Here is a 15,607-nt window from a genome sequence, read left to right as displayed (position 1 = left end):
CCGTGGTGTTGGCAACCGTTCCAAAAACGCTCCCCCCCCGATGCCGGCGTGTGCATTTTCACCCGAGGTTTCGACCGTGCTGTTCACCGCCATGGTGTTGGCAACCGTTCCTTCGACCCAAACAATCCCCCCCCCGATGCCGGCGTGTGCCAGGGTACCCGAGGTTTCGACCGTGCTGTTCATCACCGCCGTGGTGTTGGCAACCGTTCCTGAAACGTCCCCCCCCCCGATGCCGGCGTCTGCAGCTGTACCCGAGGTTTTGACCGTGCTGTTCACCGCCTTGGTGTGGGCAACCGTTCCTCTAACGTCTCCACCCCCGATGCCGGCGTCTGCATTTGTACCCGAGGTTTCGACCGTGCTGTTCACCGCCGTGGTGTTGGCAACCGTTCCTTCGACCCAAACAATCCCCCCCCCGATGCCGGCGAGTGCATTTTCACCCGAGGTTTCGACCGTGCTGTTCACCGCCGTGGTGTTGGCTACCGTTCCTTCGTCCCAAACAATCCCTCCCCCGATGCCGGCGAGTGCATTTGTACCCGAGGTTTCGACCCTGCTGTTCACTGCCGTGGTGTTGGCAACCGTTCCAAAAACGCTCCCCCCCCCGATGCCGGCGTGTGCATTTTCACCCGAGGTTTCGACCCTGCTGTTCACTGCCGAGGTGTTGGCAACCGTTCCAAAAACGCCCCCTCCCCCGATGCCGGCGAGTGCATTTTCACCCGAGGTTTCGACCGTGCTGTTCACCGCCGTGGTGTTGGTAACCATTCCTCCACCACCAACCAAACCCGCCCCAATGCCGGCGTATGCATTGTCACCCGAGGTGGAAATATGCACATTTTCGGCCCAGATATCACTGACTGTGCCATTCGCAGTACAGGCTGCCACCCCGGTCGTCTTCGTTGAATTTATATGGGTATCAGTAAAGCCAAGGCGACTGATGTTGCCTTGTTTCAGAGTATCAACTAAACAGTCAGACAGGCCGCTGATGGTACGGCGCTGCCCATCGTACTCCCCGGTGAATGGATGGGTAGCATTGCCAATGGATTGATAGTCTTTAGTGACAACAATATCTGCTGTCTGTTGATAGGTACCGTCTAGTGGATAGTCGGGATGTCGGCCAATCTTGCCCAGGGTTTCTGTATCATTAATCTTTATGGGTGTTGATGCTGTAGCGGCTGTTGATGCTGTGGTGGGTGTTGACTCTTTAGCGGCTGTTGACGCCGAAGCGGTTGTTGATACTGTAGCGTCTGTTGACGCTGTAGTGCCATTTCCCGGGCAAGCATCATTATACGTAAAACCCGAATCCTGAAATTCAGTTCTGATAGAGCAATTGGCTGTTAACACTCGTGGGTCTGCATTTTGGCAACGAAGATGATAATCAGAGATAGGGGAATAATTCTGTGGTGCGCCATTGACCTTACTGTCCACCGCCGTGGTATCGGAAACGCTTCGTCTATTATAAATTAGCCCCCCCCCGATGTCGGCAAGTCCAAAATAACCCCTGGCTCTGACATCGCTGTCCACCGCCGTGGTATCGGAAACACTTCCTCCTTTATCAACTTGCCCCCCCCCGATGCCGGCGTTAGCTATATGGGTGGTTTCGACCGTGCAGTCCACCGCCGTGGTGTGTTCAACCTTTCCTGCTACCCTCCCCCCCCCGATGCCGGCGTTTGACTTATATCCATAGCTTTTGACCGTGCAATTCATTGCCGTGGTATTGTAAACGGTTCCTCCTTTGTCCACCCTCCCACCCCCGATGCCGACGTTTGAGTTGTCATATTTGCTTGTGACCGAGCAACCCACCGCCGTGATATTGGCAACACATCCTCCTTCTCTAACCACCCCCACCCCGATGCCGGCGTCATCATCTTTAAAAGACAAGGCCTTAATATGAATATTTTTGGCCCATATATCATTGACAATGCCTTTCTTCTCGACATAACAGGCTGCTATCCCAGCTTCCCTTCGATTTATCTCGCCATCGGTAAAGCCAAGGTTACTGATGTTGCCTTCCAGAACGTAAACAAGACAGTCACTCAGGCCTTTGATGGTATTGCACCCCCCATCGTAGTTACCGGTGAATGGAAGATTTTTTTCACGACCAATGGCTTGAAAACCTTGAGGGACATCTATATCCGCCGTTTGATGGTATATACCATGCAGTGGAAGGCCATTACCAATCATGCCCAGGGTTTCTGCATCCTTTATGGGAATTGAATCACCGGCACTGTCATTCGAATTGGCATACTGAAAAGAGCTGGCCAGCGTGCCAAGGGCAAGTAGCCCTTTGGTTCCCTGACTCCCTTGATAGCGGGCCGTGGATGGCTGTTGAAGGGGTACGTCTTTCGAGCCGGTTTCTTTTTCCTGAGCCTCTCCCCGGGTTTCTTTTGATGTCTGTGGTAATTCCGGTTTTGCATCCGGCCCGGGCAAACCGCTCCCGGACCAGGCATTGGCCATATCTTTCGCCATGAAAAGGATGGAACTCGACGGCACGATAGTTGTTGTGGCCAGTCGCAAAAGATCTTTCACTGCTTTGCGGGAATTGAAACTGAGGCAAGGGTCTTCCATTGGAATCAATGATTTCACAAATGCTTTAGAAATAGCAACGCCATGGCCGAGCCAGGAATATTCGGCACCATTCCCTGAACACTGGGAAGCGCTGTCGCAAATTGGTTGCTGAATTGATTGCTGAATGGGTTGCTGAATCATAAACAGGACTCCTGATGTTGTAGTACATGGTTTCAATGAGTTTGACGGGTTGTCGTTATCACAAGCCTCTGCACTTCGTTCGTCCTGAGTACTGAGCTTGTCGAAGCATCGAAGGACGCAAACTCCGGGCCATGATAGATCGTGTCAACACCCTTCGACTCCGCTCAGGATGAACGGAGTTGGTACACCTCAATCTCCTTGAAATGATGTAGTAGTGCATGACAGTACATTAGAAAGTGCACAAAAAATTGCGGCGTACTCCCTTGTTCGTCAATGCAGTGACATAAAAGTTCCCAGGTAATGTTTTTTTATTGGACGCGATGCATACGCTAGAATTGTCGTATTATCTTTATACTTGAATGGTGGTAAAACTAATTAAAATTAGCAAAAAAAGGTGCGTTTTAATCCGTCTACCTTATTTATTGGCGTAAAATTTCCGAGTTCATTTTATTTTAGGGTATAAAAATTACATCGTCGTTTATCTATTAGCCAATTTCTTTTTTGCCGCTTTTCGGGTTACAGACTGTTCTGCAATGAAAATTGGCCAAAGGCCATGATATACAATGCCTTCAGGAAACTGCTGGCTATTGCCAAGCCCTGCCACAGGAGGATTCCAACCTGATTTATGAAATCAGCAGTCTGCAATACGAAAAGAGCCTGACTGTTTTTTCAGCTGGCTTCAGCCTGGTCGCTACGGAAATCAGCAAACTCACTGATCATTTGCCGCATAACTGCCTGTTGCCACTGACCGGCTGTCGTTTTGCCCTTAAGCTCCTGCAAACTCGCCCTTGCTATCTGGGAGACCAGTTCATCCTTTAATCGGGCATCACTGACCCGATCGCCAAATACCTGCGGGAATTGGTTGCTGACCTGTGACTTGATGGTTGCGTAGCTGCTGAGAATTTCCCCGATGCGTTGCCGGTTGAACTGGTGCAGTTTCACTGGCCCTGGCAGTGCTTTGCCCCTGGTGTTGATCAGTTGGGCCCGGTCACTGGCACTGGTGCGCACTGGCAATAGTGTTATCACCAGCTGATTGAGACGCTGGGCCTCATCCGGATGAGGCTCAATGCCCTGGCGCTGGATCAGTTCTGCTGTTTTTATCCGTTCCATGGCTTCTGCCGGTGCCTCAAACCGGGCGTTATACAGATGGGTAAACAGTTGCCAGGCTCTCTGATCAAGTTGGAAGGTTTGCCAATCGGGGGGCTGCCTGTCCGACGATTGATCCGAGCCTGCCGGGATAGGCGATGGTGTCTGTGTAGCGACGGCAACATCGGCCTCCAACCGGGCCAGGGGGGCAGAAAAATGGTCAAGGCCCAGATAGTCGGGTTGACTGGCTAGCGATTTCAGCAGCTCCAGTTGCCTGGCCGATGCCAGTTTCATAAAGCGGGACTGGGTTTGATTGTAACGACCGGAGGCCAGACCTTTGACCAGTGGCATGTCGGTAGGTGGTGTGATCTTGATACTTTTACTAAACGACAGTCGCTGTTTGAAACGTGTGGCCAGTGAGGCCCTGGTGCTGGCCTGTGAACCTTGCTCCAGCCCAAGCAATTGGCTTAATCGATTGGCCCACCTCTTCGGCCGGTGATTCTTCAGTTGTGCTACCTGGTCAATAATCTTTTTGGACAGATGTTGTGGTATATCGTCATTTGTTGTCTGTTCAGCCAGTCGGCTTGCAGCCATAGCCTTTAACATGACACTCGCCAGTTGCCTGGTTGCACCGTGGTCGATGGTTTGGCCCGTTGATGGATCATAGAAAAGTGGTGTGCCAGGTGCCTGGCTAGTGCCGCGCAGGGAGCCGTCAGCCCGGAATATATTGTCAGGTTTCTGGTGTTGTATGCCCAATGTCGTTGAGGTGAGAACGCTTGATAGAAAGTTTTCCGTTGCCTTGCCAGCGGATGCTTCAGGCAGGGTCTGGATAATGGCCAGGTTAATCAGATCGTCCTGGTCCCAGTGTGTACTGACATCTTTATCCTGGGTGGCCAGATCGTTGGCCAGGGCCATGAGTTCTGTCCGCAGTTGTCTGGCCAGAGCCAGGCTGTTAGTCAGCAGCTGCATACCCGGTGACTGGTCAAGTGGGGAGGCGTTCTTTCCTGGGGTTCCTGGTGCCATGGTGTGGTTCAGGTGTATGGGACGATCGCTGATTTTTGCAGCCAGCATGTTAGCCAGTGTCAGGTTGTCGGTGATTGAATAGTTCGTCGGTGTTATGGCACTCGTGGCAGTTTGGCCATTGTTGCTGGGTGTACTGGCTATGGCCAATGGTGTGCCGGTCTTGCCCGGATCAGGCTGGACACTGGTCATGCCATGGGATGGGGGAGTTGGAGCGGTATTACCCTTCAGTTTCCTGACAGGATTTATGTCGGGTTGCTGGATATTCTCAAGAAACAGGGCTTGCTCCTGTTGCAAGATACGGATTAATAACTGTTGGTTGTGGGGCCTGTGTTGCCGGGCAATGATATCACTGTTCACTTTTTCCGTTGACTCAGGTTTTTCCTGTGGTCGGGAGTTCCCGGTTTCCGGCGTCGTCTGCTGTTTCTGGCCAGTTTTTCCATGCAGAATTTGGCTCAGGTCGTTCAAAAAACGATCAAAGCCGTCAGAATTGGCTGACTGTGGTTGCTCCTCTATGGCTTTGAGCAGATGATCTGTGTTCACGGAGGCCGTTGCAGGAGGGGTATAAACACCAGACGAAAGTCGTATGATGGCGGCACGGTCCAGAGGTTGTTGGTTGCTACAGCCCAGGTCTGACAGCATCTGCAGGCGTATATTGCTGAACGTGGCATACATTGTCTGGAACTCGGAAATGACCCTGGCGCTGATGATGGACTGGGCAGTACGTTGATTTTTTTCACTGATTGCAGCCGGGGTCAGATGCTTCATAAACCGGTGAGCATTTTTATAAATATCCAGGAACTTGTTGCTGAATTGTTTATTCAGTTGGTGCAATGACCCCCCCGGAAGAATCTCTTTTTCCAAACTGTCTAATGGTTGCCCCTCGGTTGCTGGTGCCTGGCGAACCTTGTTGCGGGTATCGGCATAGATTTTGGCCATGTCTTTATTGAATCGTAAATGGATCGTTTTGCATTTGTCTGTGAATGATTTGATGAATCGCCGCAGTCGTTGGTTGTTATCAGATTCCGTCTTTGGCAAAGGCGTAGCATTTGTTGTTGCCGTGGCCGTTGTGTTTTCGGTCGGGTTTGTACGATTGGAAATACTGGAGGTCTTCTCTTGCGGTGTGCTGTCAGGTGTTGTTGTTGTGGTGGTTGTGGTTGTTGTCTTTTCGACTGCCGTGCCTGTTGATGCAGGCGTCATTGATGAGGAAGAAGTAGCTGAGCTATCTCTGGAACCAGAAGTCACTGTCTGAGTGGTGATGTCGTGGATTGTGGTTGTCGTCTGGCTTGATTGCCTGGTTTGTGCAGCGGTTGATTTTGCTTTTGAAGATGGAGGCGCTGCTGTGGTTTTAGATATACCAGGGTCGCCTTCTGTTGTGGCGGTTTCAGATGGTAATGCTGTTTGCCCGGTTGTTGCTTGATGTATTGCTGTTTTATCAATTTTTGTCTGAGTTGTAGTGGCTGTTGGTGATTTTGTTGATGGAGCTGTGGCCGTTGAAGTTTCTGTCAGCGGTGACGCAGCCGTTGTGCTATCCGAAATACCAGAAGTTATTTTTTGACTGGCGGTATCAGACGTTGATCGTGCTTTCTGCTGGGTTATTGATTGTTGCGTTGTTGACTGTTCGGTAGTCGTGCCTGTTGATGCAGGTGTCATTGATGAAGACTCAGCTGAGCCATCTGTAGAACCAGAAGGAACTGTCTGAGTGGTGGTGTCGTGGATTGTTGTTGCAGTCTGGCTTGATTGTCTGGTTTGTGCAGCGGTTGATATTGCTTTTGAAGATGGAGGTGCTGTTGTGCTGTCAAATATACCAGGGTCGCCTTCTGTTGCGGTGGTTTCAGATGGTAATGCTGTTTGCCCGGTTGTTGATTGGTGTATCGCTGTTTTATCAATTGTCGCCTGAGTTATAGTGGCTGTTGGTGATTTTATAGATGGAGCTGTTCCTTGGGCTGTTAAAGTTTCTGTCATCGGTGCAGCAGCCGTTGTGCTATCCGAAATGGAAGAAGTTATTTTTTGACTGGTGATATCAGACTTTGGTCGTACTTTTTCCTGAGTTATTGGTTGTTGCGTTGTTGTCTGCTCGGTTGTCCTGCCTCTTGATGCAGGAGCCATTGATGAAGAAGCGACTGAGCCATCCGTGAAACCAGAAGTGACTGCCTGAGAGGTGGTGTCGTGGATTGTTGTTGCAGTCTGGCTTGATTGCCTGGTTTGTGCAGCGGTTGAGATGGCTTTTGAGGTTGGAGGCGCTGTTGTGCTGTCAAATATACCAGGGTTGCCTTCTGTTATGGTGGTTTCAGGTGGTAATGCTGTTTGCCCGGTTGTTGATTGGTGTATCACTGTTTTATCAACTGTTGCCTGAGTTGTAGTGGCTGTCCGTGATTTTGTTGATGGAGCTGTTCCTGTGGCCGTTGAAGTTTCTGTCATCGGTGCAGCAGCCGTTGTGCTATCCGAAATGCCAGAAGTTATTTGTTGACTGGCGGTATCAGTCGTTGATCGTGCTTTTTCTTGGGTTATTGATTGTTGCGTTGTTGTCTGTTCGGTTGTCGTGCCTGTTGATGCAGGTGCCATTGATGGAGAAGCAACTGAGCCATCCGTGAAACCAGAAGTGACTGCCTGAGAGGTGGTGTCGTGGATTGTTGTTGCAGTCTGGCTTGATTGTCGGGTTTGTGCAGCGGTTGAGATTGCTTTTGAGGTTGGAGGCGCTGTTGTGCTGTCAGATATACCAGGGTTGCCTTCTGTTGCAGTAGTTTCAGATGATAGTGCTGCTTGCCCGGTTGTTGATTGATGTGTTGCTGTTTTATCAATGGTCGCCTGAGTTGTAGTGTCTGTTGGTGATTTTGTTGATGGAGTTGTTCCTGTGGTTGTTGAAGTTTCTGTCAGCGGTGCAGCAGCCGTTGTGCTATCCGAAATGCCAGAAGTCATTGTTTGACTGGTGGTATCAGACTTTGGTCGTGCTTTTTCCTGAGTTATTGGTTGTTGCGTTGTTGTCTGCTCGGTTGTCGTGCCTGTTGATGCAGGAGCCATTGATGAAGAAGCGACTGAGCCATCCGTGAAACCAGAAGTGACTGCCTGAGAGGTGGTGTCGTGGATTGTTGTTGCAGTCTGGCTTGATTGCCTGGTTTGTGCAGCGGTTGAGATGGCTTTTGAGGTTGGAGGCGCTGTTGTGCTGTCAGATATACCAGGGTTGCCTTCTGTTATGGTGGTTTCAGGTGGTAATGCTGTTTGCCCGGTTGTTGATTGGCGTATCGCTGTTTTATCAACTGTTGCCTGAGTTGTAGTGGCTGTCCGTGATTTTGTTGATGGAGCTGTTCCTGTGGCCGTTGAAGTTTCTGTCATCGGTGCAGCAGCCGTTGTGCTATCCGAAATGCCAGAAGTTATTTGTTGACTGGCGGTATCAGTCGTTGATCGTGCTTTTTCTTGGGTTATTGATTGTTGCGTTGTTGTCTGTTCGGTTGTCGTGCCTGTTGATGCAGGTGCCATTGATGGAGAAGCAACTGAGCCATCTGTAGAACCAGAAGTAACTGCCCGAGAGGTGGTGTCGTGGATTGTTGTTGCCGCCTGGCTTGATTGTCGGGTTTGTGCAGCGGTTGAGATGGCTTTTGAGGTTGGAGGCGCTGTTGTGCTGTCAGATATACCAGGGTTGCCTTCTGTTGTAGTGATTTCAGATGAAAATGCTGTTTGCCCGGTTGTTGATTGATGTATTGCTTTTTTATCAATTGTTGTCTGAGTTGTAGTGGCTGTTGGTGATTTTGTTGATGGAGCTGTGGCCGTTAAAGTTTCTGCCAGTGGTGAAGCAGCCGTTGTGCTATCCGAAATGCCAGAAGTCATTGTTTGACTGGTGGTATCAGACGTTGATCGTGCTTTCTCCTGGGTTGTTGATTGTTGCGTTGTTGTCTGTTCGGTTGTAGTGCTTGTTGATGCAGGTGTCATTGATGAAGAAGCAGCTGAGCTATCTGTGGAACCAGAAGTAACTGCCTGAGGGGTGGTGTCGTGGATTGTTGTTGCAGTCTGGCTTGATTGCCTGGTTTGTGCAGCGGTTGAGATGGCTTTTGAGGCAGGAGGCGCTGTTGTGCTGTCAGATATACCAGGGTTGCCTTCTGTTGTAGTGATTTCAGATGAAAATGCTGTTTTCCCGGTTGTTGATTGGTGTATCGCTGTTTTATCAACTGTTGCCTGAGTTGTAGTGGCTGTCGGTGATTTTGTAGATGGAGCTGTTCCTGTGGCTGTTGAAGTTTCTGTCAGCGGTGCAACAGCCGTTGTGCTATCCGAAATGCCAGAGGTCATTGTTTGGCTGGTGGTATCAGACGTTGATCGTGCTTTTTCCTGAGTTATTGATTGCTGCGTTGTTGTCTGTTCGGTTGTCGTGCTTGTTGATGCAGGTGTCATTGATGAAGAAGCAGCTGAGCCATCTGTAGAAACAGAAGTGACTGTCTGAGAGGTGGTGTCGTGGATTGTTGTTGCCGCCTGGCTTGATTGTCGGGTTTGTGCAGCAGTTGAGATGGCTTTTGAGGTTGGAGACGCCGTTGTACTGTCAGATATACCAAGGTTGCCTTCTGTTGTGGTGGTTTCAGATGGTAATGCTGTTTGCCCGGTTGTTGATTGATGTGTTGCTGTTTTATCAATTGTCGCCTGAGTTGTAGTGGTTGTTGGTGATTTTGTTGATGGAGCTGTAGCCGTTGAAGTTTCTGTCAGCGGTGACGCAGCCGTTGTGCTATCCGAAATGCCAGAAGTTATTTTTTGACTAGTGGTATCAGACGTTGATCGTGCTTTCTCCTTGGTTATTGATTGCTGCGTTGTTGTCTGTTCGGTTGTCATTCTTGTTGTTGCAGGTGTCATTGATGAAGAAGTAGCTGAGCGATCCGTGGAGCCAGAAGTAACTGCCTGAGAGGTGGTGTCGTGGGTTGTTGTTGCCGCCTGGCTTGATTGTCGGGTTTGTGCAGCGGTTGAGATTGCTTTTGAGGATGGAGGCGTTGTTGTGCGGTCAGATATACCAAGTTTGCCTTCTGTTGTGGTGGTTTCAGATGATAGTGCTGCTTGCCCGGTTGTCGATTGATGTATCGCTTTTTTATCAATTGTCGTCTGACTTGTAGTACCTGCTATTGCCTGATCTTCTGTTTTGGCCGTTGAAGTTGTTGTTAGTGGTGACGCAGCAGTTGCGCCATTTGAAATATCAGAGGTACTTTTCTTCGCTTCCTGCGTGATAGCCTCAGGTGTTGAAGTGGCTATTGGCTGGTTGGTTGATTCAGCAGTCTGTGTTGTCGCTGGTGCTGAACTTGCAAAATCAGCGGCGCTGTGGGAACTGTCACCGTCTCCTGTTTGTGGGATAGTGCCAGCAGTTTCTGTCTGACTGGTTGATGGCTCTCTGCTGGTTGATGGCTCTCTAATTATTACAGTTGTTAATGTCTCTGTTGGTTGGTCAACACTGGTTGCATCGTCTGGAACAGTGGCAATACCTGCATTTATATTGTTGCTGTTTGCGGTGCTTGATGACCTCGCTGGCTTGGTTGTTGGCTGTATCGTGGTGTGCTCTGCATCGATTGCCTTTTTTATTGGTGGTTGGTTTGGTTTTGCTGCTGAGCCTTGGGAGGCTTGCTTTTCAGAGTGTTTTTTATGATTTTTTTCGATCGCTTTTTTTATGGTCTCGTACAACTTTTTAAGTGTTTTGGCTGCTTTATGTACCACGACACCACCTGTTATAATGCCTCCTCCAACTTCACCACCGGCTTCACCACCTGCTTCACCACCAGCTGCAGCGCCTCCTGCTCCAGCTTCACCACCGGCTCCACCGCCACCAGTTTCACCATCAGTTTCAACAGGATCATTTTCGCCGTCTTCCTGTTTACAGCTGCCAACCGAGCGTGTGCATCTGGCGGCCTGCTTTCCTTTGACAGCTTTCTTTCCAACCTCTTTAAGGGTTTTTTCCCCGACTTCTTCTCCAGTTTTTTCTCCGCCTTTTTCTCCAACTTTCTCTCCAACTTTCTCTCCAACTTTCTCTCCAAATTCCTCCCCGAATTCCTCACCTGCGTTCTCACCTGCGTTTTGAGATAGCCGGTTAAAGATTCTTTCTGCAGCATCCTCGCCGACCTCAGTGGCCCTTGCCATTTCTGACAGTAGTGACAGGCATCCGGAGCAGTTGGCTAAGAATGATACCACTGCTAGTCCAACAGTGCCGCCGATCCCGCCACCGATTATCCCACCAATAGTACTACCGGATACACCGCTGCTGTCCTGGCTTTCGGATGCTCCATGGGCACCGCCGGGTTGGGCTGCACCGGCCTGCGCTCCAACGGCACTAGCGCCCGGCTCTGGGTCAAGCATGCGGAAGTCTCTTTCACCAGCCAGCTTGAACCGCTCTCCGTCAGTGATGGTGTCCAGGTTAGTGGTTGCCTGTGCCGCACCTTGTGGTACTGATTGAGCATCGGCATCAGCGGTTTTTTTCGGGGCGGAGGGCAAGTGTTTGGCGATGTCATTCAGTGTGGTGACAACGTGGGCATTCATCAGCCTGATGTTGGTTGAGTATTCAGCTGGATTCGGATACATTTCCAGGGCGGTAAGGACTTCCCGCATCAGATAAACCATGGGCATTTGCTTAATTTCTGCCAGTGTTTCTGACTCTGATGATGACAGGGATTTCAGGTTGATGTGCAGACGTTTCCCGGTGGCAGCATTTTTGACGGTTTCAAGGTATTTTTTCGTCAGGGCGTTGATTCTTTCCTTGTCAAGTGCTTCGAGTTCGTAGGGGCGGTGGGTCATTATATCTTTAAGAGTTAGTGCTGAATCCTGGATCAGTTCAAGGTTTTCAAACTCAATGTTTTCAAACTGGCCCAGGATATCCTTGGTAAGAGGACAGAACCCTGTGCCTGGAATGGGGACAGCATCTGCATTGGGGGGGGCCAGTGGTATCTTATGTTGATCAGAAAAACGTCCTAGAAACATTAGTATGTTCTTTTGTAGCTGATTCAGATCATAACCAGTAACCGTTATCACACCGACTTGAATATCCTGAACTGTGAGCCTTAAGCGATCGCCGCTTTTGCTAAAAGCGAAGTAACAGATATGATCAGAATTAGGTGCAACCCCAAACTGGACCAATTCAGTACCAAGGCTGTCAACATCAACCTGGTGAAGCAGTTTCTTGATCAGATCACTTATTGAATTGAATCCGCGCGATGTGATTTCAAGCTCTTTATCTACTGCAACCCTCACTATTTGTGCATTTTTGTAGGCTTGGGCAATATATAAGCTGTCAGCATTCAGCCCCAATGAAGCTGGATGATTCTTTAGTGAAGATGGAGTCTTGAGATATAATACATCCTGCAAGGTCATTCTGATCTGGATTGGGAGCCGAGTATAACCGGTACCAAACAATATTGACTCTGCCAGACTAGTCAATGAAGTTGAGAACTTCCCATTTAGGCCTGCTATGGCTGTGGACAGTACATCCGCGAAACAATATCCCAGTTGCTTATCGTAAGCCAGGGCCAGGGCATCATGAGCAATCGCTTGACAAAAGATCTTATTCAAATCGACCAAGGCAGCTACCTTCTTGGCCAGTGATTGCACTTTATCCAGACTGGCATCTAACGCTTTGAATTCTATTAAAAATTCATGATAAGGGTTGTTTGATTCGTAGCCTTCCAGGATATTCTGTATTTTGTCGTACAGTATATTAACCTTGAAGGTAATTTGGCCAGCTTGGTAGAAATCTTTGTCTTTGATAGCCTTGTCAATGTCTTGGCTGTACTTTTCCAGCCCTGACTTAATCGTTTCTTTATTTTTCATCCATTCGAACATCTCTTCGAATTCGAATTCTTTTAATTCAGGCTCCTTAGTGATGTTTTTACCTTCATACATAGCTTTGTTGAAGGTATCACGCATTTGCCAGAAGCCTTCGAAGAATTTTTTCATCTCTTTCTGCATTGGTTCTTCCTCAAATTCATCAAGCAGTCTTTCGAACTTAAATTTAATGCCCTTAATTTCCTCTTCTGTAAGTTCTCTTCTGGTTCTTTTTCTTTTCGTGTCATCCTGTTCATGGCTCGGGAGATAACTCTTTATTTGGTCAGCGAGCTGTTTCAGTTTATTGTCATAAACCCTGGCGACGGCGGGAAAGGATTTTTTAATAGCCCTGGTGAAGGAAGAAACAATTAGTACCAGATTGAATAATTCATACATTGTCACCCTTGCTTCAATAGCTGATATTAACTCGGACAAAGCAATCATTGGGTGTGGCCGCTGATTGTCACGGATGTGCGGCAATGGACCATCCGGGCGTTTACCGATGATTGTTTCGGGCTGCTGAGCTATCTCGGTGATATTCCCCCAGGAATTTTCGGCGGTTGCTATGGGCCTGTTTTGTTGGTAGTCCACCAGCTCGTCTCTCAGCGACGCCATTAACGTGATTTTCACACTCTTGGAAAGCAACTCCCCCAGTGGCTGCAGGGCAGTCGTCGGTGTAAGTGGACTTGTTGTGTTGGTCGCCTGAGTTGTGTTTACCGACTGGGCTGTAGCCGTTGCTGAACTGTCGTTAACCGTTGTATTTGTTGGTATTGAGGGGGTGAAAGTACTGGTATGGTCAGCAGTTGATAAGATGGGTGATGAGACCGTGCTGTCAGTGGTTGAGCCAGACGGTAGTCCTGTGGTTTCCGGGTTGACATCGGTGGTTGTGGAGTTTTCAGATAATGGTGTGAGTGGTTTGTTAGCAATGGAATTTGTCTCAGTGCTATTGCTGTGATTTTTTTCAGGGTCAGGCTTAATGAAAAGTTTATCATGAGCACGATACTGTAGGTATTCAGTTAATTTCTTTTGCATATTTTCTATCTTGCCTTCCAGAACCTTGGTTTCTGCCTGGTTTTTATTCATCAGTTTCTGGACATCTGACTCGGCCTTTGTTCGATAAGACAGAAATTTACTTTTGATTGGTTGTTCGGATAAATCTTTTTGAGTGGCATCAGCAGTGTAGGCATTCGGATAAGCAGCTGACGTTGGTGCTATCTGGTTATTCATTACCTGTTACCTTTGTATTAGTCAGTTGATGTGGAACAATGTATTGGCCAGTGTCTTATGATTTTTACAGGCAGACTAACGGATAAATCAGATGCTATTATTTTTTGTAATAATTCAGCTTCCAGCAAAGGCATATTGTTGTGATTTTGAACAGCTCTAAATAGTGAATGGTAAATGTCTATTAAACGCTGGGAGATTAATATAGTCAGGGATGTTAATCTGGTTGAAAAAAATACTCTTATATTCGTCAAGAGCCTAATTTTATTATGCATGGTCGCGCCTCACTCTTAAAGTAAGCCCTTGGCCTATCTTAATACGGTCAGGCGAACCATGAATACCTTATAGTAGAATAATGTCGTAAATAACCTTTCAGGTAACTGAAAGAAGGCAATTTCAGTATCTGTTCACCGCCCGATAAACCGAGAATCCATCCCGGGTGAGTAATGTCTCACAGTGGCCAAAAGCCTTCTGAATAATGGGCGGATAACGCAGAAAACTATTGGCAACAATACGAAGCTCCCCACCCGGGCGAAGCATCTGACGTGACTGGGAAAGAAACTGCTTTGTCACCTCATAGTGGGTTTTTACGCCCTGGTGAAACGGTGGGTTGGAGATAATCAGATCAAACTGCCCTGTCACTTCTGACAGGCCATCGCTGGGCAGTACCGTAAAAGAGTCACGCCCCGTGTCGCTCATGGTTTTGGTACTGCTGGCCAATGCCAGGGCATCACAATCCACCAGGGTAATATCATGCTCACCGGGCAGAGTATTAATATAAGCAGAGATCACCCCAGCGCCACAACCAAAATCCAGCACCTTGCCTGAAGGTACTTTATCCAGCGTTGCCAACAGAACCTGGGTTCCCTTATCCAGACGACCATGGCTGAACACGCCGGGTAATGAGGTAATGTCCATATTGACCGGGCCAGCCGTGACAGAAAACGTCTCAAACCACGGTTCAAGGGCAAAATTCTCCGGCTTTTGCAACGGCTCTGAAGCTTCCAGCAATACGCAATGACGGGCATTATCGACACTTTTAACATAGTCAAAACTGTTCTTGAGCCGCTTTTTCCAGGACTTGATCCCTTCATCGTTCTCTCCCACCAGCCAAATGGGCACACCTTCCGGCAAAAAGCTCAATACCATCACCAGCCAGAAGTCCATTAATGGTTTGCTTTTCTGGAGAAACAGCAAAACACCATCAACAGGCCGGGCAAAATCCATCGACAGGATCGGCGCAAAACTCAGGGAGAAGCGGTCTTCCAGCAGGGTCTGCCAAGGCAGCAGACGTCGATAAGTACTGAAATCACGAGTGAGTGCCGTGATATAGCCAACCCCATCATTCAACAAATGAGTTGCCAGATCATCAGCTGGCAAGCCAATCATCACCAGATGCTCAAGCTCGAAAAGCGCCTGGTTACGAACAATTAACTGGCCCTGATTGGTTAAATGTGAGGATAGTGGGGATGTCATAGGTATCAACGCCGGTTGCACAGTTCACAAAGCCGGAACTTAAGTAGTTGGCCAAATGGAATCGTATATTTCTGGCTAAGTGGGCAGTTGCTATGCAAGGCGCAACGCAGGGAGCATAGCCGTAGCTATGTGACCGGAGTTGCAACGCCGCACGACTGCATGGATGCAGGAGCTAGAGCAACGCAGGAGCAGTTGCCGGGAGTGACTGACAACTTAGTCAGAAATATATGATTTCATTTGGTTAACTACTTATACAGGAATAGTCCACGGTTTTCCATGCCAATACTTTCCATCAAACGTTCATGGAAATACGGATTTACAAGGC

The 15,607-nt window shown here is 48.7% G+C and carries 3 protein-coding genes; all 3 read right to left on the bottom strand.

Going from position 1 to position 15,607, the window contains the following annotated elements:
- Window positions 1-2,703 (bottom strand): hypothetical protein (locus tag ACO6UY_RS11310; RefSeq protein WP_422489963.1); only part of this gene is annotated, 2,703 nt, incomplete at its 3' end.
- Between the two features lie 669 nt (window positions 2,704-3,372).
- Window positions 3,373-13,809 (bottom strand): hypothetical protein, encoded by a 10,437-nt coding sequence (locus ACO6UY_RS11305; protein ID WP_422489961.1) that lies wholly within the window; start codon window positions 13,807-13,809, stop codon window positions 3,373-3,375.
- A gap of 393 nt (window positions 13,810-14,202) precedes the next feature.
- On the bottom strand, window positions 14,203-15,282 hold the full coding sequence (locus ACO6UY_RS11300; RefSeq protein ID WP_422445830.1) for a methyltransferase: 1,080 nt from the start codon (window positions 15,280-15,282) through the stop codon (window positions 14,203-14,205).
- Between the last annotated feature and the right edge of the window lie 325 nt (window positions 15,283-15,607).

It is taken from the genome of Endozoicomonas sp. ALE010, assembly GCF_049310165.1.
GTDB lineage: Bacteria > Pseudomonadota > Gammaproteobacteria > Pseudomonadales > Endozoicomonadaceae > Endozoicomonas.
This window is presented reverse-complemented; position numbering and strand designations above follow the sequence as displayed.